The sequence below is a fragment of the Devosia sp. genome (assembly GCF_035944845.1).
Lineage (GTDB): Bacteria > Pseudomonadota > Alphaproteobacteria > Rhizobiales > Devosiaceae > Devosia_A.
The window spans coordinates 1-20,823 of record NZ_DASZAW010000085.1; the positions used below are offsets into that span (position 1 = coordinate 1).

Genomic DNA, 20,823 nt, shown 5'->3' on the forward strand with positions numbered 1-20,823 from the left:
ACGCGCAGCGCACTCGGCGCCAGGAGCGCAAACAGCCCGGCAATCAAGCCCAAGAACAGCGCGGCAATTCTCACCGTAAATTTCCCCGATGGTCTTTGTTGCGCCCCCGCCGGCGAAGCATGCCCACCAGCGCACCCAAGCGCAAGCCGGCATGCATGTACGATGCACCGCAACCTTGCCCATCTTGCTGTCGCGTATTGCCTTTCGGCCTGCTCTCGTGATGATGAGGGCATGAAAGTCCTCATCCTCGGTTCGGGCGTCATCGGCACCAGCTCTGCCCACTACCTGGCAGAGGCAGGGCACGAGGTGACGGTAATCGATCGGCAGCCAGGGGCGGGGCTCGAAACCAGCTACGCCAATGCCGGCGAGCTTTCCTATGGCTATGCCTCGCCCTGGGCCGGCCCGGGGATTCCGGTCAAGGCCATCAAGTGGCTGCTGATGACCGATGGCCCGCTGGTGCTGAGGCCCAAGCTCGATCCGCGCATGTGGCTCTGGGGCCTCAAGTTGCTGGCCAACTGTACCGAGCGCGCCTACGCCATCAACAAGGGTCGCATGGTGCGGCTCGCCGAATACTCGCGCGATATGATGATCGCCCTGCGCGCCGAGACGGGCCTTGCCTTCGATGGCCGGCAGCAGGGTACGGTGCAGCTGTTTCGGGAGCAGAAGCAGCTTGATCACGCCGCTGACGATATCGCCGTGCTGAAGCAGTATGGCGTGCCCTACGAGGTGCTCGACCCCCGTGGGTGCGTGGCTGCCGAGCCCGGCCTGGCGACGGCGACCGTACCGTTCGTCGGCGGGTTGCGCCTCGCCAACGACGACACCGGCGACTGCAAGATGTTCACCGAAGCGCTTGCAGCACGTGCCGCCGGCCACGGCGTTGCGTTCCGTTACGGCACCACGATCGACCACATCGCCACCTCGGGTGGCGAGGTTACCGGTGTCGCAACCGACAAGGGCATGCTCACCGCCGATGCCTATGTGGTGGCCCTCGGCAGCTATTCGCCATTGCTGCTCCGCCCGCTCGGCATCGGCCTGCCGATCTACCCGATCAAGGGCTACTCGCTCACCGTGCCGATCACCGACGCGGCACAGGCGCCGGTCTCGACGGTGATGGACGAGACTTACAAGGTGGCGACGACGCGCCTCGGCGACCGCATTCGCGTCGGCGGCACTGCCGAGATTGCGGGCTACGACACGACGCTCCATTCCTCGCGGCGCGGCCCGCTCGACCGCTCGCTGCGCGAACTGTTCCCCAAGGCCGGGGATGCGTCGAGGGCAACCTTCTGGTGCGGGCTCAGGCCCATGACGCCTGATGGCACACCGGTGCTGGGGCGCGCCAAGTTTTCCAACCTCTATCTCAATACAGGTCATGGCACGCTCGGCTGGACCATGGCTGCCGGCTCCGGCCGGGTGCTGTCCGACCTCATTTCCGGCAAGGCTCCGGATATCGAGATCGGCGATCTCGGGCTAAGCCGTTACGCCTAGACCCACGGGGCTCTGCTGCTCAGGTGCAGCGCCCATCGGCGGATTTGCCACCTGGCAGCGCCCAAAACTCGATGACGACAGCCGGTGGATGGGCACGACCGTACCTGAGCGTCTATGGCGGTGGATCGGAGCCCATCCGAAATCGAGAGCTTGGGAACACCGGGCATCGGCCCTCGCCTTTGCCGGCGAATTGGGCGATAAGCCGAGGATCGCTCGCCCCGGGACGTCATGCGCGCCTTATTGTTCGCTCTCGCTCTGCTGCTCGCCCCGTCGGCGCCGGTGTTGGCGCAGGCGTTGCCCTATCACATCGATCCCGGTGCGCGCGAAATCGTCCCCAATCTCACGGCGGTGCCGTCGATCCGCTTCCTGACCACCGCGGATTTCCCACCGTTCAACTTTCGTGACGATACCGGCGAACTGGTCGGCTTCAACGTCGACCTGGCCCGGGCCCTCTGCGCCGACCTTGCCATCACCTGCACCGTGCAGGCCTGGCCGTGGGACCAGGCGGCGCGGGCGCTGGAGGATCGGCAGGGCGACGCGCTGATCGCCGGCCTGGCGCTCACCCCGCAAAACGGCGCGCTGTTCGATTTCTCGCAGATCTACCTGATGCTGCCGGGCCGCTTCGTCACCCCGGTCGCTGCGGCCTCTGGGTTCGATCCGGCCGCGCTCGACGGCAAGCGCGTCGCGGTGCGGCGGGGCTCGACCCATGCCGAATTCATCCGGCGCTATCTACCGGCGGCCGGGTTGATCCAGTTCGACAGCGAGATCATGGCGCTCGACGCGCTGTCGAAGGGCGAGGCGGACGCCTATTTCGGCGACGCCATGCGGGCCTCCTTCTGGCTCAACGAGCATGTCGGTTGCTGCGAGTTCGCGGGCGAGCCGTACTTCCGACCCGATCTGTTTGGCGATGGCCTTGCCGTGGCGATGCCGGCCGGCGCCGATGCCGTCCGCCAGGTCATCGACTACGGTCTCGCCCGGTTGAAGCGCTCGGGCGTTTTCGATGAGCTCTACCTGAGGTGGTTCCCGGTCAGCTTTTACTGAGGGCGAACCTGCCCCCGGGCGCTGCCCTGGCCGCCGGATCATTCCCGCGAAGGCGGGAACCTCAGTTTGCGATGCCGGCCCCGGAAACAGAAATCCCCGCTTTCGCGGGGATGACACCGTGCACAGCGCGCGTTTGGAGGTCGGCTCACGCCGACCGCATCCGGGCCCGGGCGCTGGCCTCGATCGCTGCGGTGACCAGTCGATCGATATCCAGCCGGTCGCGCACCATCTCGAGCAGGCGCAATTCTTCCTGCGGCAGTTGCACGTCGACCACCGCGACTTCCACGGCCAGCGCATAGGCGGTGTCATGCAGGCGCTTGGGCACGGCAGCGATGGCGTCGTCGAGCACCGCGTCGAGACCTGCGCTGTTGGTCTTGTCGACCGCCGCATTAGCGACCGCCGAGAGCCGCTCGAGGTCGAAATCGGCGAACACCGGCGAGCGCACCACGAGGCTCCCGATCACATCCAGTTCGTGGTCGGAAATGCCTTCGTCGGACGAGGCGGTGACCACCATGATGTGGATGAGAGCGTCCTGCAGGGAAATGGCCATCGGGTCCTCTGGAGCGGGATCGGGAGAGTTGCAGAGTTTTCCGGTTCGATCTCGCGACAAACAGAGACCTGGCTGGAAAGTCCCGCATAACTAGGCACCGTACTGGCGCTTGGCAAGGCGGGCAGGGCGCTTCCCATTGACGCCCGTGGCCGGCTGGTGCAATTGAGCGCCTTCTCCCCACTCAGCATCTGAGGCCTGCCGTGCCCGCGCCGCTTCCGACCCTTGACCCCGCCTTCTTCGACGCCGCCCAGACGGCGCGCGCCTGGCCGTTCGAGGAAGCCCGGAAATTGGTGGCTCGGGTCGAGCGGCTGGGGTTGCAAGAGGTGCTGTTCGAGACCGGCTACGGCCCCTCGGGCCTGCCGCATATCGGCACCTTCGGCGAAGTGGCGCGCACAACCATGGTTCGCACCGCCTTTCGGCTGTTGACCCGCGACGAGATCCCGACCCGGCTGCTGTGCTTTTCCGACGACATGGACGGCATGCGCAAGATTCCGGAAAACGTGCCGGATCGCGCCGCGCTCGAGCCTTATTTGCAGATGCCGCTGACCTCGGTGCCGAACCCGTTCGGCGGCGACTACAAGAGCTTTGGCGACCACAACAACACCATGCTGCGGCGCTTCCTCGATACCTTCGGCTTCAATTACGAGTTCGCCAGCGCCACCGAGTACTACAAGGCCGGTCGTTTCGACGAGGTGCTGCTGCGCGCCGCCGAGCGTTACGATCAGATCATGGCGGTGATGCTGCCCAGCCTCGGCGAAGAGCGGCAGGCGACCTATTCGCCGTTCCTGCCGATCTCGCCGATTTCCGGCCGCGTGCTCTACGTGCCGATGAAGCACGTCGATGCCAAGGCCGGCACGGTCACCTTCGTCGACGAGGATGGCCGCGACGCCACCCTGCCGGTGACCGGCGGACATGTAAAGCTGCAGTGGAAGCCCGATTTCGGCATGCGCTGGGCAGCGCTGGGCGTCGATTTCGAGATGTTCGGCAAGGACCACCAGACCAACCAGCACATCTACGACAAGATCTGCGCCATTCTCGGCGGCACCCCGCCCGAGCACTATGTCTATGAGCTGTTCCTCGACGACCTGGGCCAGAAGATCTCGAAGTCCAAGGGCAACGGGCTGACCATCGACGAGTGGCTGACCTATGCCGGCACCGAGAGCCTCAGCCTCTACATGTTCCAGAAGCCGCGGGTGGCCAAGCGCCTCTACTTCGACGTGATCCCGCGCGCCGTCGATGAGTACTACCAGCACGTCGCCGCCTATAATGGCCAGGACGCTGCGGCGGCACTTGAAAACCCCGCCTTCCACATTCACTCGGGCAAGGTCCCGGTGGTCGACATGCCGATCACCTTCGGCCTGCTGCTCAACCTTGCCTCGGCCGCCAACGCGCATGAAAAATCGGCCCTGTGGAACTACATCTCGCGTCGTCTGCCGGGCGAGACGCCGGTCACCAACCCCGAGCTCGACCGCCTCGCCGGGTATGCCGTGCGCTACTTCAACGATGAGGTGAAGCCGACCAAGACGTTCCGCGCCCCCACCGACAAGGAACGCGCCGCGCTGGCCGACCTGGCCGATCAGCTCGCCGGCAAGGAGGCGCTCGAGGCCAAGGAACTGCAGGACATCGTCTACGCGGTCGGCAACGCGCACGCCTTCGATCCGCTGCGCGATTGGTTCGGCGCCATCTACCAGGTGCTGCTCGGCGCCGACCAGGGCCCGCGCTTCGGCTCGTTCATCGCGCTCTACGGCGTCGCCGAAACGCGCCAGCTCATCGCCGATGCGCTGGCCGGCAAGCTGGTCACCGCCGCCTGACCCATCAGTCGGCTGGCGTTGTGTCGCGGCGCGCCGTTGGGGCCTGCCGGAATGCTTTCGACAGGCCATGGTAGAGCCGCTCGGGGCAAAGCACAGCCGCCACGCCTTCGGCGATGATCGCGGCGGTGATCAGCGCCAGCAGCATGGCGTGGCTGCCGGTCATTTCCATGATGATCACCACGGAGGTGAGGGGGGCCCTGACCACCCCGACGAAGTAGGCTGTCATCCCGACCGCCACCACAGTGGCGGGCGGCGCAACCGAAAACAGCGGTGACAGCAGGCCCCCCAGTCCGGCCCCAACGGACAGGGAAGGTGCGAAGACTCCGCCTGGCAGCCCGCTGACGGAAGTCGCGAGGGTCGCGAGGAACTTGGCGGGTGCAAACCAGACGGGCTGCGTGCCACCCTCGATGAGGATCTTGGCCGGCTCGTACCCGGTTCCCCATGTCAGGCCAGTTGCCGTACCGATAAGCGCAACGACGAGCCCGCAACCGGCGGCGAACAGGATCGGGTGTTCGCGTATCGGCCGCAGCAGGGGCTGCACGCCGTTCGCGGCAAACAGCACGAGGCGCGAGAACAATGCGCCGGCCGCCCCACCGATCGCGGCGACCACCGGGACCGTCAGCAGCCCGGCAGCCAGCGTCATCGTGTCGTTCATGGCGCCGAAATACAGGTAGTCTCCGGCGATCCCCAGGCTCACCAATCCGGCTACGACGACCGCTGCCATGACCAGCAGGGTCAGGCGCTGCTCATAAGCTGCGGCAAGTTCCTCAAGCGCGAATGTGATGCCCGCCAGCGGTGTGTTGAACGCCGCGGACACCCCTGCGGCTCCCCCAGCGATGACCACTGCTGACGACAAGGGGACGCGGAACAGCCGGTGGGTCGCCGTCATCGCCGCGGCGCTCAGCTGCACGGTTGGGCCCTCGCGTCCCGAAGATGCCCCCAGCATCAGTCCGCCGAGCGTCAACAGCAGTTTGGCGATCGCGGTCCTGAGGCTGATCAGCGGAGAGAGCTCGGGATGCGGCAACTGCGCCGCTGCAATGACCTGCGGCACACCTGAGCCGCGTGCATCCGGCGCAAAGCGCCGCGTCAGGTACACCAGCGCCGCAAAGCCAAGCGGTGTTATCAGCAAGGGAAGGAGCGAAAAGCTGCCGGCCAGCAGGGTGAACAACCGCTGCGCGGCGTCTGCCGCGAAGGCGAAAACCAGCGCCAGCAAACCGATGGCGATGGCCCCGGTCAGGGTCGCGCCACGGCGCCGCAGCGTCTGTAGCAGTTCTTTCGAGCGGATCGGGTTCATGCAGGCCTGGAGGATGTGCAGACCGCAAATGCGCCACATGCAACCCGTGGGTCAACCCCGCAGGCCATCAGACTATTGGCTGGCCCAGACGGTGCGGCCCATGCCTTCGCCGTCCTTCATCTCGAGGACACGCGCTGGATCGGTGGGGTTGAGCGGGTGGAGCTCCACCAGCCCGGACGCCGATAGCCCATGGCGCTCGGCGATCGCATCGCGTTCCAGATATCGACGTGTGACAGCACCTGCCCAGCCGCTTGCGAGGAAACTTGTCTCACAAGGAAACCAGTCCTAGCGTAAAGTCGACGAGCCGCCGTGGGGGAGCGATGAGTGCATTGGATCTGGTGGCGCGCCTTGCAGTGGCCCTGGCCATCGGCCTGCTTGTCGGGCTCGAGCGAGGCTGGAAAACCCGCGACGAGGAGGACGGTCAGCGGGCCGCCGGCTTTCGGACCTTCGCGCTGTCCGGCCTGCTTGGCGGCATTGCCGCGGCCCTGTCGGCGGTCAGTCAACCAATCGTTCTGGCTGCGATCTTTCTCGGCTATCTTGCCGTCTTCGCCGCTTTCCACTGGCTCGAGGCGAAGCGCGAACAGAACTTCAGCGCCACATCGGTCGTCGCCGGCGCGCTCACTTTCGCGCTCGGAGCCTATGCCGTACTGGGCGAACTGACCGTGGCGGCCGGCGCTGCCGTGGCCATGACGCTGCTGCTGGCGCTGCGCACCCAGTTGCACGCCTGGGTCGCCTCGCTCCAATGGGGGGAATTGCGCGCGGTCCTGATCCTTCTGGCCATGACTTTCCTGCTGCTGCCATTCCTGCCGCAGCAACCAGTCGATCCATGGGGCGTGCTCAACCTGTTCGAGATCTGGCTGTTCGCCATCATGATCGCCGCCATCTCGTTCGGCGGCTATGTCGCAGTACGGGTCTTCGGCGATCGGCTGGGCGTGCTGATGGCCGCCGCGGCCGGTGGCATTGCCTCGTCCACCGCGGCCACGCTGTCGCTCGCCCGGCTCGGCAAGGACCATCCCGAGTCCGCCAAGCTTCTGTCGGCCGGAATTCTCATTGCCGGCCTGGTCATGGCGCTGCGCGTCGGCGTCGTTGCGGCACTGCTCAATCCGGCGCTGATCCTGCCGCTCGCCGGCCCAATAGGCGGGCTGGCCCTCGTGCTTGCCGCTGCTGCTGCGTTCCTGCTGCTGATCGGCAACCGGGAAAGGCGTTCGCCCAAGCTCGAGATCACCAACCCGCTCGAAATCGGCATGGCGCTGAAGCTCGCCGTCTTCATCGCCGTCGTCACCATAGCGGCCGAACTGGCTCGCCGGTTGATCGGCCCCACCGCGGTGCTTGCCGTGGCCGCCATCTCAGGCATCGCCGACGTCGACGCGGTCACCGTGTCGATCGCCCGCCAGGCCGGCCATCTCGGCCTCGATATCGCAACCCTTGCGATCATCATCGCGGTCGGGGTCAACACCGTTTCGAAGGCCATCATCGCCATGGCCGCCGGTGGACGCATAATCGGCCTGCAGGTCGCCGCCGCCAGCGCCGCGGCGCTCTTTGCAGCGGGCCTTGGCTGGTTTTTCTTCCGCTGAGCAGTCCACCCGCTTGCCATCGCGCGCCCGGTCGCCCAAAAGGCTGCGCATGGTCACCTCGATGCACAGCCCTCAGTTCATCTACAAGGTCGCGAGCCGCGAAATCTACGAGGCGTCGCTGGCTGCCGGCAGCTTCGTCGGGCAGCCGATCGATCTCAAGGACGGCTACATCCATTTCTCCACTGCCGCCCAGCTCGGCGAAACCATCCGGCTCTACTTCGCCGGGCTTGGCGATCAGGTGCTGTTTCAGGTGCCCGCGACGCCACTCGGTGATGCGCTCAAATGGGAGGCGTCGCGTGGCGGCGACCTGTTTCCGCACCTGTTTGCCCAACTGTCGATGACTTCGGTGTCCAACATGGCGCGGCTCGACGTGCCTGCCGATGGCCTTGTCACGCTGCCGGATTGGGTCAAATGATCTTCTCGCGTCTCTCCCCGCTGCTGCGCATGCCGCTCGTGTCGGGCCTGACCCGTGATGCGCTGCTGAAGATGGATCCTGAGATCGCCCATGGCGCCACCATCGCGGCGCTGCGGCTGGGCCTCGCGCCGGAGCAGGAGGGTGTCGATCCGCCTGAACTGCGCACCACGCTATGCGGGCTGGACCTCAGGAACCCGGTCGGCATGGCGGCCGGCTTCGACAAGAATGCCGAGGTGCCCAAGCCGCTGGCCCGCATGGGTTTTGGCATGGTCGAGGTCGGCACCGTCACGCCACGCCCGCAGCAGGGCAACCCCAAGCCGCGGCTGTTCCGCGTCTCCCCGGCGGATGGGGTGATCAACCGCATGGGCTTCAACAACGAAGGCCATGACGCGGCCTTCGCCCGGTTGAAGGGGGCGCATGTCGGGGCAATTCTCGGGGTCAATATCGGGGCCAACAAGGATTCCGAGGATTTCGTCGCCGACTACGTCGCCGGCGTTACCCGCTTCGCCGAGGTCGCCGATTACCTGACGGTCAACATCTCGTCGCCGAACACGCCGGGGCTTCGAAACCTGCAAGCCGACGAGGCGCTGACCCGGCTGCTGGCAGCGGTGCTGAAGGCCCGTTCCAAGGCATCGGTGCGCGTGCCGGTGCTGCTGAAGATCGCCCCTGACCTCGACGAGAAAGCCCTTGATGGCATCGCCAGGGTGGTGCTCGCCACCGATCTCGACGGGCTGATCGTTTCCAACACCACGCTGAGCCGCGACCCGGTGCAGGGCATGGAGAATGCCACCGAAACCGGCGGGCTCTCCGGCAGGCCGTTGTTCAATCTTGCAACGCAGAAGCTGGCGCAGGTCCGCCAGCGGGTGGGCAAACTGCCCATCATCGGGGTCGGAGGCATTCACTCCCCCGAGAGCGCCGTGGCCAAATTCGAGGCGGGAGCGGATACCATTCAGCTCTACTCGGCCCTGGTGTTCGGCGGCCTCGATATGCTCGACCGGCTGAAGCGTGGCCTCAGCGCAGCGGTGCGGAGCCGCGGGCTGAAGTCGGTGTCGGAACTGACCGGGCTGACGACGGCGGAGTGGGCTTCGGGCAAGGCTAGCCTCTAGGAGCCGGTGCGTGGGGCCACCCCCACCCTTGATCCCTTCCCACAAGGGGGAGGGAGATCTGACTGCAAGCTATCGGTTCCTGCGTCTCCCTCCCCCCTGTGGGGAGGGCAGCAAAGCTTGTGAGCGAAGCGAGATAGCGTCGCTGGGTGGGGCCTTGCTCTTGCGCCGCTACGCGTCAAACAACCCCGCCTTCTTCCGCTCCAGCGCCCACCAGTAAAAGCCGGCGCGGCAGAGGAAGAACAGGTGGATCGAGATCCATAGTCCGGTATTGCCGAGCGCCCCCTGCAGCACCACGGCAACGGCGAGGAAGAAGCCGAGCGCCAGCACCATGCCATTGCGCATCACCGTGTTGAGCGTGACGCCGACGAGGATGCCGTCGAACACGAAAGCCGGCATGCCGGTGAGCGATGACAGCGCCGCAATCCAGAGGAACATCCGGGCGTATTCGCGCACCGGCTCGCTGGTGGTCATGAAGTCAATCAGGTACCAGCCGGCCGCGAACCAGACGAGCGCCAGGCCAACCGCGATCAGTGTCCCCCAACGAAACGCCAGCGCGTAGGCGCGGTCGAAGGCCGGCCGCCAGTTGGCGCCGACCGCCTTGCCGCAGAGCTGTTCGGCCGCCTGCGCGATGCCATCGAGGAAGAAGCCGGAAATCATCAGGAAATTGAGGAGGATCGCGTTGGCGGCGAGCGGCACTTCGCCGAGCCGCGAGCCCTGCGCCGCAAAATAGGCGTAGGCCCCCATCAGCGCGATCGAGCGGATCATCAGGTCGCGGCTCAGCCCGAACATCCGCCTCAATGCATGGCCGTGGAACAGCTCGTCCGGCACGATCATCGCCATGACCTTGGCGAGGCCGCCGAAATGCCGGATCAGGAGGACGAGGCCGAGCAGGCATGCCGCGGCCTGGCCGATCACCGTCGCCAGTGCCGCGCCATGCGGCCCCCAGTCAAAACTCATCACGAACAGGATCGACAAGGGGATATTGAGGCCGTGGATCAGCATCTGCAGCATCATGCCGGTCTTGGCCTGCGCGCGGCCGTAGAACCAGCCGAGCAGCGCATAGTTGACCAGCGAGAACGGCGCCGCCCAGATCCGCACCTCGAAGTATTGCTGCAGCGCCAAGGCGACCCCGGCCGTCGGCGCCATGGCGAAGTTGGCCAGCGCCAGCAGTGGCACCTGCAGCGCGATCATCAGCGCGGCGGCGATAATGCCGATGCCGATAGCCCGCGCCGCATGCAGCAAGCCGTCGCGCGGATCGCGCGCCCCGACCGCCTGCGCCGTCAGCCCGGCCGTACCGGTTCTGAGGAAATAGGCCATCGAGAAGATGAAATCGAACACCAGGGCGCCCAGCACCACGCCGCCCAGCATCGCCGCATCGCCCTGCCGGCCGATCACCGTGATATCGACTAGGCCCGCCAGCGGCTCGGTGATGAACGCCACGGAGGCGGGCAGCGCAATGGCCCAGACGTCGCGCGAGCGCACGTCGAACGGATAGCTCGGTCGGGTCAAGTTCAGTGCTCGGTAAGAAGGTCTATGGCGATATCGGCACGGCCACGGGAGCGTTTCACCAGGTCATAGTTGGCAAGGTCGACGCGCTCGACGTGCTGCCGGTTGCGCTCGGCGGTGAACAGGCCGTGCTCCGCATGCCGCGCCAGCAGCCGGGCCTTTACTGTGTCGCGCGGCAGATCGATGAACACTGCGAGGTCGAGCAGCGGCCGCACCTGCCACCACGGCGCATTGGCCAGCAGCAGGTAGTTGCCCTCGACCACCAGCACCCGTGCGCCAGCCGGAACGACGAAGGCGTCGATCACCACATCCTCGATCTCGCGCGAATAGCCGGGGCCGCTCACCTGCAGCGTCGCCGCCTTGACCCCGGCGAGGAACTCGGCGAACACCGCGCCTTCGAACGTGTGCGGCGCCCCCTTGTCCTTCACGGTGCCGAGGCTTTCGAGCTTGGCATGCCGCATGTGGAAACCGTCCATCGGCACATAGGCGGCGAGGTCAGGGGTTGTTGCATTCAGCGCCTCCACCAGCTTGACCGCCAGTGTCGATTTGCCGACGCCGGGCCCGCCGGCGAGCCCGATGGCGATGCGCCCCTCGTAGGTGGTCAGCATGTGCCGCACCCGCTCGACCAGCAGCGCCAGCGCCGCCTCCGGCCTTAGTTGCAACACCTGCTGTTCGTTGTCGTTCATCGGGGGCCTCCGGCGAATGGCGTAGCGGATTCCATTGCGTTTGGCACGATCGAAGACCGAACCTCGGCTCTTCACCTCCCCTTCATGGAGGAGGCCGGGAGGGGGCCCTCTCTCTCGGCTCTTGCTCCTTCAATCCAGTCCCCCCATACTGGGCACAAACCGGGAACACCCCTTGCCCCTCCGCTCAGAGATCACCGACTGGTTCGCCGGCAAGGGCTGGGCGCCGCGTGCGCATCAGCTCGCGGTGCTGGAGGCAACGGAAGCCGGGGACTCGGCGCTGCTGATCGCCCCGACCGGCGCCGGCAAGACGCTGGCGGGGTTCCTCCCCACCATCAACGACCTGATCGAAAACCCGCGACCGGGGCTGCACACGCTGTATCTCTCGCCGCTCAAGGCGCTGGCGGTCGACGTGCAGCGCAACCTGATGACGCCGATCAGCGAAATGGGCCTCGGCATCCGAGTCGAGGCCCGCACCGGCGATACGCCGTCGCACCGCCGGCAGCGACAACGCTACGACCCGCCGCAGATCCTGTTGACCACGCCCGAGCAGTTGGCGCTGCTGTTGAGCCATCCGGACTCCGGCAAGCTGTTCGGCTCGCTCCGCCGCGTCGTGCTCGACGAGCTGCACGCCATGGTGACCAACAAGCGCGGCGAGCTGATGTCGCTCGGCGTGGCGCGGCTCGGCAGCATTGCGCCGCAGCTCAGGATCACCGCGCTCAGCGCCACCGTCGCCCGCCCGGACCTGCTGCGCGATTGGATCGCCGGCCCCGTACCGGGCGCCGAGGCACGGTTGCTGATGGGGCGGGGCGGCGCCAAGCCGCATATCGAAATCCTGAAGTCTGACCAGGTGATCCCCTGGGCCGGCCATTCCTCGCTCTACGCCATCCCCGACCTCTACCGCACCATCAAGGAGCACAAGACGACGCTCTTGTTCGTCAACACCCGCAGCCAGGCCGAAATGCTGTTCCAGGAGCTGTGGCAGGCCAACGAGGATATGCTCCCCATCGCCATGCATCACGGCTCGCTGGCAGTGGAGCAGCGGCGAAAGGTGGAAGCGGCGATGTCGGAGGGCCGGCTCAGGGCCGTGGTCTGCACCTCGACGCTCGACCTCGGCATCGACTGGGGCGATGTCGATCTCGTGGTGCAGGTCGGCGCCCCCAAGGGCTCCTCCCGCATGCTGCAGCGCATCGGCCGCGCCAATCACCGGCTGGATGAACCATCGAAGGCGCTGTTCGTCCCCTCCAACCGCTTCGAGGTGCTGGAGTGCGAGGCGGCGCTGGAGGCCGTCGAGCACAACCACCAGGACAGCGAGGATCCGGTCTCCGGCGGGCTCGACGTTTTGGCCCAGCACATTCTTGGTACCGCCTGCGCCGATGCCTTCGATCCGGTGGCGCTGCATGCCGAAATCCGCCGCGCCTGGCCCTATCGGGAGCTGAGCTGGGAGCAGTTCGAGCGCACCGTCGATTTCGTCGCCACCGGCGGCTATGCGCTCCGCGCCTACGAGCGCTACGCCAAGCTCAGGCAGACCGGTGACGGCAAGTTCCGCATCTCCAACCCGCAGGTGGCTCAGCAATACCGGCTCAATATCGGCACCATCGTCGAAGAGCCGATGGTCAAGGTGCGGCTGGTCAAGGGCCGCGGCTTCACCAAGGGCGCCACCACCGGCCCGATCGGCCGCTTCGGCCGGGTGCTGGGTGAGATGGAAGAATACTTCTTCACCACCCTTACCAAGGGCGACACCTTTCTGTTCGGCTCCGAGATCGTCGCCTATGAGGGGATGTTCGAAAGCGAGGCCTACGTGTCGCGCTCGCAGGGCAAGGACCCGAAAATCCCGTCCTATATGGGCGGCAAGTTCCCGCTCTCCACCTTCCTTGCCGATGGCGTGCGGAAACTCCTCGCCCATCCGGACCAGTGGCACCTGTTGCCCGACCAGGTGAGCGACTGGCTGCGCCTGCAGCAGGAAGCCTCGATCCTGCCGGCCGCGGATAGCCTCCTGGTCGAGACCTTTCCGCGCGGCGCCCAGAACTACCTGGTCTGCTACCCGTTCGAGGGGCGGCTGGCGCACCAGACGCTGGGCATGCTGCTGACCCGGCGGCTGGAGCGGGCCCGCGCCCGCCCGCTCGGCTTCGTCGCCTCCGATTATTCGCTCGCCGTGTGGGGCCTGGGCGATTTCTCGGCACTGATCCGCACCGGCCGGCTGTCGCTCGACGACCTGTTCGATGAGGATATGCTGGGCGACGACCTCGAAGCCTGGCTCGACGAGAGCCAGCTGATGCGCCGCACTTTCCGCAACTGCGCCATCATCGCCGGGTTGATCGAGCGCCGGCACCCGGGCCAGAAGGAAAAGACCGGCCGGCAGATCACCGTCTCCTCCGACATCATCTACGATGTGCTCTACCAGCACGAGCCGGATCATATCCTGATCCAGGCCACCCGCCGGGATGCCGCTCGCGGGTTGCTCGATATCGAGCGGCTCGGCCAGATGCTCGCCCGCATCAAGCGACACATCGTGCACAAGCCACTCGACCGAATCTCGCCATTGGCGGTACCGGTATTGCTCGATATCGGAAAGGTTCCGGTGGTCGGTGAGGCCCGCGAAAGCACCATGGCCGAAGCCGCCGAGGAACTGATCGCCGAGGCCATGGGCGCGAGCCCCACATTAGGCGAGACAAGGAAGCGGGCGAATTGACTTCAGCCTGGGCGGCGCGCACCGCCCCGATCGACGACAAGGGCGACCCCGTGTACCTGCATTTCGCCGGTCACAGTTTCGAGCCGCTGCCTTCGGGCGCCCTGTGGTGGGCCGCCGAGGGCGTGCTGCTGGTCGCCGACCTGCATCTCGAAAAGCTGTCGTCCTTCGCGAGGCGCGGCAGCCTGCTGCCACCGTACGATACCGGCCTGACGCTGCGCCGGCTGGAAGCCGATATCGCTGCGACCGGCGCCACCGAGGTCATCGCGCTGGGCGACAGTTTCCACCGCGATGAGGGCACCTCCACCCTGCTCGACGCCGACCGCCTGCGGCTTGCCGCGCTGATGGGCAAGGCGCGCTGGACCTGGATTTCCGGCAATCACGATCCCGCCCCGCATAGCCTCGGAGGCGTCTGCGTCACCGGCCTGTCGCGCGCCGGGCTGACGCTGACTCACCAACCCGGGGCGGGGCAGGGCGTCATCGCCGGCCATCTCCATCCCGCGGCGCATGTGGCGATGAACGGCCGCTCGGTCCGCCGCCCGTGCTTCGTCCACGATGGCCGGCTGATGGTGCTGCCCGCCTATGGCGCTGCTACCGGCAGCCTCAACATCCTCAGCCCGGCCTTTGTCGGCCTCCTGCACTGGCCGACCCTCGAAGTGGCCATGATCGGGCGAGGCCGGGTGTACCCGGTGAGCCCGAAGCGGCTGGTGACTGGTTACGACGCGTACTGATAGGGACGGCCCCCTCCCAGCCTCGCCCATAAAGGGGGAGGTGAAGAGTCGAGGCTCAGTCGTCGATCATGCCAATAGCACCAACGGGCACCTTCCCCTTGATGGGGGAGGATGGGAGGGGGCCGTCTGCGTCAGTTATCCGATGGGGTACGTGCCCGAAAATATTCCGGTCACGAACCCTTGATCGGCATGTAACACACCACCCACGTGTCAGCCTCAAACTGAATGGGACTGTTGAAAATGCATGGGATCGTGAAACGCGCTGCTGCCTCCGCAGCCCTGTTGCTTCTGGCCGCGCCGGCTTTGGCAGAGAGCCGCACCGTCGACCTGCCGGCCTTCACCGCGCTCGATATTTCGTCTGGGATCGATGCCATCGTTACTGTCGGCGGCACCCAGTCGATCACCGTGGAGGCCAAGGACAAGCGGCTGCTCGACGACCTGCAGCTCAAGGTCGAGGGCAATACGCTGAAGGCCTACTACGACTGGAGCTTCTTCGACATCTTCAGCTTCGGTGATCGTGAGAAGATCAAGCTCACCATCGGCGTGCCGGTGCTCGGCAAGATCGAAGCCAGTGCCGGCTCCGATGTCGTCGCCACCGGCGTGACCGGCGATACGCTGGAATTCGGTGCCTCGAGCGGCGCCGATCTGTCGCTCAGCGGCGTGGTGGGCAAATTGGTCGAGTTCGACGCCTCCTCCGGCGCCGGCCTCAAGATCGAAGGCGCCTGCGTCGACGGCAAGGCCAATGCCTCGTCCGGCTCCGACCTCGATGCCGAGGACCTGCTCTGCGCTACCATGGATGCCAATGCGTCCAGCGGCTCCGATCTCGAGGTCTACGCGTCGAAGTCGATCAAGGCCAACGCCTCCTCGGGTTCCCACCTCAGCATCTATGGCAACCCTGCCGAGATGGACCAGGAAGCGAGCAGCGGCAGCGACATCAAGATCGAGAACTAGGCTCTCGATTGGGCGGGGTCCTTCCCAACACTCGATGTCATCCCGGCGCAGGCCGGGATCCATCCTGAGATCGTTCAATTCATCTGAGTAACTGAAGCATCTCAGGATGGGCCCCGGCCTTCGCCGGGGTGACACCGCGTATGGGGCGGCCATGTGCCCCGTCAGGCGCTTTCCCGTCCTACCGCTTGAACACCACGCCCCCGAGCCAGCCGGTGAACAGCGCCAGCGCCACGCAGACGAGGCCGTAGAGCAGCGGCTGGGTGCGCGCCGACTGGCCGAGGAAACGCTCGAAGCCGATCTTCCGCACCGAAAAGCCGTCGGATTTTTCGGCGATCACCTGCCCGTCCTTGATCAGGTAGGTGTGGGCGAGGTAGGGCCCCGGCGGGGCGTCCGACGGCAGCGACACCTGCGCGAAGTAGAAGGTGTCCGAGCGGAACACCACGCCGTTCTCGTTGAGCTTGAAAAAGCCCTTCTGCTGCATCAGCCGGGTCAACTCGCTGCCGAACACCGTGGCATCCCACCAGCCGGCCTTGGCGGTGTAGCGCGCCTGGCTGTCGAGCGGGATTTCCTTTTCGGCCAGCGTGATCGGATCGGTGATGTTGCTGAGCGGCGCATCGCTCAGCACCTGGTAGAACGAAGGGAAGCGCTCGAACTCGGCCTGCGAAGTATTGAGCCAGATGCCGAACTGGTTGGTCTTGCGTCGCGCCACCCGGTTCTGCAGCGGTCCGGTAACGGTGATGATGACGTGGTACGGGCCCTCGACGAAGCGCTGTTCGGCCCCGACTTCGGGTTCGATCGCGCCGAACAGGGTCAGCGTCTGGCCGGCAAAGCTCGAGGTGATCGACACTTCGTCCTGGCTCACCTGCGTCACCAGCCGCTCGGCCAGGGCCGGCGCGGCGGCGAAGAGCATGGCGAGGGCAAGCAGCAGCCGGCGCATCAGATCACCCCCGACGCGCCGATCACGGCGGTCGAATAAACATCGCCCGGCGTCAGCACCAGGCTGATGCCGAAGCGGATGGCGACGGCGAGCACGAGGATGGCGAGCAGCGCGCGCAGTTGCTCGCCGCGCAGGTACTTGCCGGCCGAGGCGCCGAACTGCGCCCCCACCGTGCCGCCTACCATCAGGCAGAAGGCGAGCAGGATATCGACGCTCTGGCTGGAGACGGCGTGGAGGATGGTGGTTGCCGCCATCATCGCCACCACCTGCAGCAGCGAGGTGCCGATCACCATGTTGCCGGGCATCCTGAGGATATAGACCAGCGCCGGCACCAGGATGAAGCCGCCGCCGATGCCCAGCAGCGAGCCGACGAAGCCGATGGCGACGCCCAGCGCCAGCACCGGGATCACCGAGATGTAAAGCCGCGATTTCTTGAACCGCACCCGCCAGGGCAGGCCATGGAACCAGTTGTGCTGGTTGGGCAGCTTCTCGCGGACGACGATGCCGGCCCGCCGCTTCATGATGGCGCGCGCCGCCTCGATCAGCATCAACGTGCCGACGAAGCCGAGCAGGATCAAAAAACCGAGCGAAATAACGAGGTCGAGCTGGCCCGCCGCACGCAGCACCTGGAAGGTCGCAACGCCGCCGAACGCGCCGAGCACGCCCGACAGCACCAGGTACATCGCCATATGCAGGTCGATCTGCCCGCGTCGGTAGTAGCTGAGCGCACCCGAGGTCGAGGCCGCCACCACCTGGCCGGTCACCGAGGCCACTGCCACGGAGGAGGGGACACCGGAAAAGATCAGCAGCGGGGTCAACAGGAAGCCGCCGCCCACCCCGAACAACCCCGACAGGAACCCGACCGCGCCCCCGATCCCCACGAGGAAGAACAGGTTCATCGAAAGTTCGGCGATCGGCAGATAGACCTGCACGTGGAGCGTCCAATAGCACTAGGGCATTCCCGTGGCTCTAGCGTGAGGCCGCGACGGAAATGCGACGGTTTTTCGCGAAATGCCACCGAGCATTAGCAGCAAAATACGAAGGCTAGGTTAGCCTACCGAGTGGGTCGGGATTGGAACAGAGCCCTTGCCCATAGCGCAACTCATTCGAGCCGCTTGCGGAACTTCATCTCGGCCCGATGCAGCTTGTTTCGCTTGATCCGCACCCTGCGGCTCTCGGCATGTACCTTGGGATCCTCCTTGCCAACCTGGAACTCCAGCTCGCGTTGCAGCTTGCCATAGGCTCGCCAGCGCGCTGCATCGAGGGCACCGGTGGAGAGCGCTTCGACAATAGCGCAGCCGGGCTCGGTGTCATGGCCGCAGTCGCGGAAGTGGCATTGTGCCGCCAGCGCCTCGATATCGGCAAAGGCAGTGGACATGCCTTCGCCGGCATCCCACAGTCCGAGCTCGCGCATGCCTGGCGTATCGAGGATCAGCGCGCCGCTGGGCAGCAGCACGAGCTCGCGATGCGAGGTGGTGTGGCGGCCGCGCGCATCGTCTTCGCGGATCGCCTGTGTCGCCATCTGCGCCCGGCCGGCCAGCGCATTGACCAGCGTCGACTTACCGACGCCCGAACTGCCCAGCAGCACTGCCGTTCGCCCCGGCGCGAGATAACCGCGCAGTGCGTCGAGCCCAGCGCCGGTGACGGCCGAGACGGCCAGAACCGGCACGCCCATCGCTACCGCTTCGATCTCGGCGATACGGGCCGCGGCATCGTCGCACATGTCGGCCTTGGTCAGGACCACCACCGGGTCGGCTCCGCTTTCCAGCGCGGTGGCGAGATAGCGTTCGATGCGGCGAGCATTGAGGTCGGCATTCATCGAGGCGGCCAGCAACGCAACATCGACATTGACGGCGACCAGTTGACCCCGCGCCGCCCCTGGGCCGCTGGCGCGGCGAATGAAGGTGGTACTGCGCGGCAGCACATGCTGGATTGTCGCGCTGCCCTCGGTGGGCCGCGCCTGTACCGCGACCCAATCGCCGGTGACGGGCAGGGCGCCGTCAACTGCGTCATGGGCCAGCTTGCCGGCAAGCGTGGCGGTAAGTTCGCCGATACCCGTCACGATCTCATAGAGACCGCGTTGCTGGACGGTAATCCGCGCTGGGATCAAACCCTGGGCGGCATAGGGGATGAATTGCTGCTGTAGCGCATCGCTCCAGCCGAACTGTTCGAGCAAGATGGAATTCCTTGGATCAGGGCCATGAAGGCGCCGGCCGGAATCCCTGATGTGCGGATACTACGCGGCGGCGCGACGGAGGGCGGTTCTCACAATGTCAGTCATTGGACGCCTCCTCTCTTGCGCAGGCGAGGGAAGCTAGCCCTCACGCGGTTGCGTGTCAACGCGATCGCAGCCTGCGGGCGCCGGTTGCGAGGGCCTCGAAATTAATCCACGCTTTCCGGGTGGAGGACATCATGAAGGCAGAAACCATCATCGGTCCGGTGTCGATCGTCGAGAAACCCGATCGGCATTACGCAGGGATCCGGTTGCAGACCCCGTTCGCTGGCATGTTTGCTGTTGCAACGCGGGCGCTGAAGGAACTGCGGTCGTGGAGCAAGCGCAACGACCTTCAGGAACAAGGGCCGTACTTCCTCCGCTACTACCATTGCGACATGAGCGACATCATGGAGATCGAGGCCGGTTTCGTAACCCGTGCCGTCCCGACTGATCATCCCGCCATCAGGCCCGCCGTACTGCCCGGAGGCACCTACGCCTCGCTGATCTATCGAGGCAATGGGCTGCGCGGCAATCAGGCGCTGATGCAATGGGGACGCGATAGCGGAACTCGGTTCGAAGCCATCGATCCCGCTCTGTCGGAGTCGTACGCTTGTCGCTACGAAGCCTATCTGACGGACTATCGCCTCGAGCCGCGAAAGCTGCTCTGGGAGGTAGAGCTGTCGATCAAGCTTGCCACCGCATAGGCATCGATCGAGCCATCAGGCGCGCACCGCGGCGCCGAAGCGGTCGCGATAGGCGCTGGCCGAGAGGCCCGTAACTTTCTGGAACACCCGGCGGAAGGCGGAGGGGTCCTTGTAGCCGACGTTCCAGGCAATACGTTCCACCGTGTCGCGGCTGAACTCCAGCCGTTCGCGCGCCAGCGCAATCCGCAGCGCCTGGACATACTCGGTTGGCCTGAGGCCGGTGGCCTTCTGGAAGCGGCGGAGGAAGGTACGCGCCTCGAGCCCGGCTCGCTCTGCCAGGTCCGGAATATTGATCTCCTCGCTGCGGTGCGCCTGCAGCCAATGCTGCACCTTCAACACCGCGTCGTCGCCATGCGAAAGGCGCGGCGCGAAGGTCGAGTAATGGCGCTGCTCGCGCCCGGCCGGATCGACCAGCAGGAACTTCGCGGTGTCCGCCATGACGGTCGGGCCGAGCACGCGGTGGACGAGGCGCAGGCCGAGATCGGTCCACGCCAGCATGCCGCCGGCGGTGATGATGTCGCCATCCTCGACGATGATGTCTCCAGCCGTGACATCGACATCGGGAAACGCCGCCCCGAAGGCCTCGGCATAGAGCCAATGGGTCGTCGCCCGCCGGCCCGAGAGCAACCCGGCGTGCCCGAGCATGAAGGCGCCGCCGCAGATCGAGGCGATGGTAGCGCCGGTGCCGTGCCGCTGGCGCAGCCAATCGACGAAATCCGCGGCTTCATCGACAGTCAGCGGATCCGCCAGCCGGCCGGGGATGACGATGTATTCAGGCTGCCCGATGTCTTCAGGATTGCTGTCGAAGGCCCGCACGAAGCCCCCTGCATCGACGCGCCAATGGCTGGTGCGGATGCGATCGGTGCCGCCATGCTGGCGCGCATAGTCGTTGGCCACCTGGAAGGCATCGGTCAACCCGTGCACCGAGGCCATGGCGCAGCCTGGGTAGAGCAGGAGGCCGATCTCGGTGTGTCTCAGCGCGTCCGTCGTCTTTGTCACTTCTGGCCCCGACAATGTCAGTTGCGGCAATCGTCGCCGATCGGGGGTGAGCTTAGGGTCATCACATCGCGGCGGACAAGGGTTCGCCCAACCAAGGAGAGACCCAAAATGACCAAGACCATCGTTCTGATC

Annotated in this window: 18 protein-coding genes; 10 read left to right on the forward strand and 8 right to left on the reverse strand. The window is 65.9% G+C overall.

Going from position 1 to position 20,823, the window contains the following annotated elements:
• Positions 1 to 231: 231 nt before the first annotated feature.
• A complete protein-coding gene (locus VGV07_RS16685; protein ID WP_326869851.1) occupies positions 232 to 1,485 on the forward strand; it encodes a D-amino acid dehydrogenase in 1,254 nt (417 codons plus the stop codon).
• Positions 1,486 to 1,713: 228 nt separating this feature from the next.
• Positions 1,714 to 2,526, forward strand: coding sequence for a transporter substrate-binding domain-containing protein (locus tag VGV07_RS16690; protein ID WP_326869852.1), 813 nt, complete (start codon positions 1,714 to 1,716; stop codon positions 2,524 to 2,526).
• Between the two features lie 145 nt (positions 2,527 to 2,671).
• Here the strand turns inward: VGV07_RS16690 and VGV07_RS16695 are convergent, their stop codons facing one another.
• Entirely contained in the window at positions 2,672 to 3,076 is a 405-nt protein-coding gene (locus VGV07_RS16695) for a tellurite resistance TerB family protein (RefSeq protein WP_326869853.1), read from the reverse strand.
• Positions 3,077 to 3,237: 161 nt separating this feature from the next.
• Between VGV07_RS16695 and VGV07_RS16700 the strand changes: the two genes are divergently transcribed.
• A complete protein-coding gene (locus VGV07_RS16700) occupies positions 3,238 to 4,887 on the forward strand; it encodes a lysine--tRNA ligase (protein ID WP_414649970.1) in 1,650 nt (549 codons plus the stop codon).
• A gap of 4 nt (positions 4,888 to 4,891) precedes the next feature.
• Here VGV07_RS16700 and VGV07_RS16705 read toward each other — a convergent pair whose 3' ends face one another.
• The gene (locus VGV07_RS16705) at positions 4,892 to 6,181 is read right to left on the reverse strand and encodes a chloride channel protein (protein WP_326869855.1); all 1,290 of its coding nucleotides are present in this window, start codon (positions 6,179 to 6,181) and stop codon (positions 4,892 to 4,894) included.
• A 320-nt stretch (positions 6,182 to 6,501) separates the two neighbouring features.
• Between VGV07_RS16705 and VGV07_RS16710 the strand changes: the two genes are divergently transcribed.
• From VGV07_RS16710 to VGV07_RS16720, 3 genes are read left to right on the forward strand one after another with little or no spacing between them, the layout of a single operon-like run.
• Complete coding sequence (locus VGV07_RS16710) at positions 6,502 to 7,755, forward strand: MgtC/SapB family protein (RefSeq protein WP_326869856.1); 1,254 nt, start codon at positions 6,502 to 6,504, stop codon at positions 7,753 to 7,755.
• A gap of 49 nt (positions 7,756 to 7,804) precedes the next feature.
• Positions 7,805 to 8,170: a DUF952 domain-containing protein gene (locus tag VGV07_RS16715; protein WP_326869857.1), complete on the forward strand. Its 366-nt coding sequence runs from the start codon at positions 7,805 to 7,807 to the stop codon at positions 8,168 to 8,170.
• 29 nt (positions 8,171 to 8,199) lie between these two features.
• Positions 8,200 to 9,276, forward strand: coding sequence for a quinone-dependent dihydroorotate dehydrogenase (locus VGV07_RS16720; RefSeq protein ID WP_326869867.1), 1,077 nt, complete (start codon positions 8,200 to 8,202; stop codon positions 9,274 to 9,276).
• A 168-nt stretch (positions 9,277 to 9,444) separates the two neighbouring features.
• Here the strand turns inward: VGV07_RS16720 and VGV07_RS16725 are convergent, their stop codons facing one another.
• The gene (locus VGV07_RS16725) at positions 9,445 to 10,785 is read right to left on the reverse strand and encodes an MATE family efflux transporter (protein ID WP_326869858.1); all 1,341 of its coding nucleotides are present in this window, start codon (positions 10,783 to 10,785) and stop codon (positions 9,445 to 9,447) included.
• A 2-nt stretch (positions 10,786 to 10,787) separates the two neighbouring features.
• A complete protein-coding gene (locus VGV07_RS16730; protein WP_326869859.1) occupies positions 10,788 to 11,468 on the reverse strand; it encodes a nucleoside/nucleotide kinase family protein in 681 nt (226 codons plus the stop codon).
• A 172-nt stretch (positions 11,469 to 11,640) separates the two neighbouring features.
• Here VGV07_RS16730 and VGV07_RS16735 point away from each other — a divergent pair, with 172 nt between their 5' ends.
• The 3 genes from VGV07_RS16735 to VGV07_RS16745 all read left to right on the forward strand — a co-directional run bounded on the left by VGV07_RS16735 (position 11,641) and on the right by VGV07_RS16745 (position 15,836).
• Positions 11,641 to 14,157: a ligase-associated DNA damage response DEXH box helicase gene (locus VGV07_RS16735; protein ID WP_326869860.1), complete on the forward strand. Its 2,517-nt coding sequence runs from the start codon at positions 11,641 to 11,643 to the stop codon at positions 14,155 to 14,157.
• Positions 14,154 to 14,885, forward strand: coding sequence for a ligase-associated DNA damage response endonuclease PdeM (gene pdeM, locus VGV07_RS16740; protein WP_326869861.1), 732 nt, complete (start codon positions 14,154 to 14,156; stop codon positions 14,883 to 14,885). The genes VGV07_RS16735 and pdeM overlap by 4 nt, the downstream gene beginning before the upstream one ends.
• A gap of 252 nt (positions 14,886 to 15,137) precedes the next feature.
• Positions 15,138 to 15,836, forward strand: coding sequence for a head GIN domain-containing protein (locus tag VGV07_RS16745; RefSeq protein ID WP_326869862.1), 699 nt, complete (start codon positions 15,138 to 15,140; stop codon positions 15,834 to 15,836).
• A 178-nt stretch (positions 15,837 to 16,014) separates the two neighbouring features.
• On the opposite strand, the gene VGV07_RS16750 is transcribed toward VGV07_RS16745, so the two are convergent.
• The 3 genes from VGV07_RS16750 to rsgA form a co-directional block, all read right to left on the reverse strand.
• Positions 16,015 to 16,773: a TIGR02186 family protein gene (locus VGV07_RS16750; RefSeq protein ID WP_326869863.1), complete on the reverse strand. Its 759-nt coding sequence runs from the start codon at positions 16,771 to 16,773 to the stop codon at positions 16,015 to 16,017.
• On the reverse strand, positions 16,773 to 17,705 hold the full coding sequence (locus tag VGV07_RS16755) for a sulfite exporter TauE/SafE family protein (RefSeq protein ID WP_326869864.1): 933 nt from the start codon (positions 17,703 to 17,705) through the stop codon (positions 16,773 to 16,775). Before VGV07_RS16755 ends, VGV07_RS16750 begins: the two co-directional genes overlap by 1 nt.
• A gap of 170 nt (positions 17,706 to 17,875) precedes the next feature.
• Positions 17,876 to 18,949 (reverse strand): ribosome small subunit-dependent GTPase A, encoded by a 1,074-nt coding sequence (gene rsgA, locus VGV07_RS16760; protein WP_326869865.1) that lies wholly within the window; start codon positions 18,947 to 18,949, stop codon positions 17,876 to 17,878.
• 236 nt (positions 18,950 to 19,185) lie between these two features.
• Between rsgA and VGV07_RS16765 the strand changes: the two genes are divergently transcribed.
• Positions 19,186 to 19,692, forward strand: a complete 507-nt coding sequence (locus tag VGV07_RS16765; protein ID WP_326869866.1) for a GyrI-like domain-containing protein — start codon at positions 19,186 to 19,188, stop codon at positions 19,690 to 19,692.
• A gap of 15 nt (positions 19,693 to 19,707) precedes the next feature.
• Here VGV07_RS16765 and VGV07_RS16770 read toward each other — a convergent pair whose 3' ends face one another.
• The gene (locus VGV07_RS16770) at positions 19,708 to 20,625 is read right to left on the reverse strand and encodes a GlxA family transcriptional regulator (protein ID WP_326869868.1); all 918 of its coding nucleotides are present in this window, start codon (positions 20,623 to 20,625) and stop codon (positions 19,708 to 19,710) included.
• Between the last annotated feature and the right edge of the window lie 198 nt (positions 20,626 to 20,823).

Bases quoted from the DNA above. Each gene is read 5' to 3' on its own strand.
- VGV07_RS16690 (WP_326869852.1), top strand. From the start codon at position 1,714: ATGCGCGCCTTATTGTTCGCTCTCGCTCTGCTGCTCGCCCCGTCGGCG.
- VGV07_RS16685 (WP_326869851.1), top strand. From the start codon at position 232: ATGAAAGTCCTCATCCTCGGTTCGGGCGTCATCGGCACCAGCTCTGCC.
- VGV07_RS16750 (WP_326869863.1), bottom strand. From the start codon at position 16,773: ATGCGCCGGCTGCTGCTTGCCCTCGCCATGCTCTTCGCCGCCGCGCCG.
- VGV07_RS16730 (WP_326869859.1), bottom strand. From the start codon at position 11,468: ATGAACGACAACGAACAGCAGGTGTTGCAACTAAGGCCGGAGGCGGCG.
- VGV07_RS16765 (WP_326869866.1), top strand. From the start codon at position 19,186: ATGAAGGCAGAAACCATCATCGGTCCGGTGTCGATCGTCGAGAAACCC.
- VGV07_RS16705 (WP_326869855.1), bottom strand. From the start codon at position 6,181: ATGAACCCGATCCGCTCGAAAGAACTGCTACAGACGCTGCGGCGCCGT.
- VGV07_RS16695 (WP_326869853.1), bottom strand. From the start codon at position 3,076: ATGGCCATTTCCCTGCAGGACGCTCTCATCCACATCATGGTGGTCACC.
- VGV07_RS16715 (WP_326869857.1), top strand. From the start codon at position 7,805: ATGGTCACCTCGATGCACAGCCCTCAGTTCATCTACAAGGTCGCGAGC.
- VGV07_RS16770 (WP_326869868.1), bottom strand. From the start codon at position 20,625: ATGGCCTCGGTGCACGGGTTGACCGATGCCTTCCAGGTGGCCAACGAC.
- VGV07_RS16710 (WP_326869856.1), top strand. From the start codon at position 6,502: ATGAGTGCATTGGATCTGGTGGCGCGCCTTGCAGTGGCCCTGGCCATC.
- VGV07_RS16720 (WP_326869867.1), top strand. From the start codon at position 8,200: ATGCCGCTCGTGTCGGGCCTGACCCGTGATGCGCTGCTGAAGATGGAT.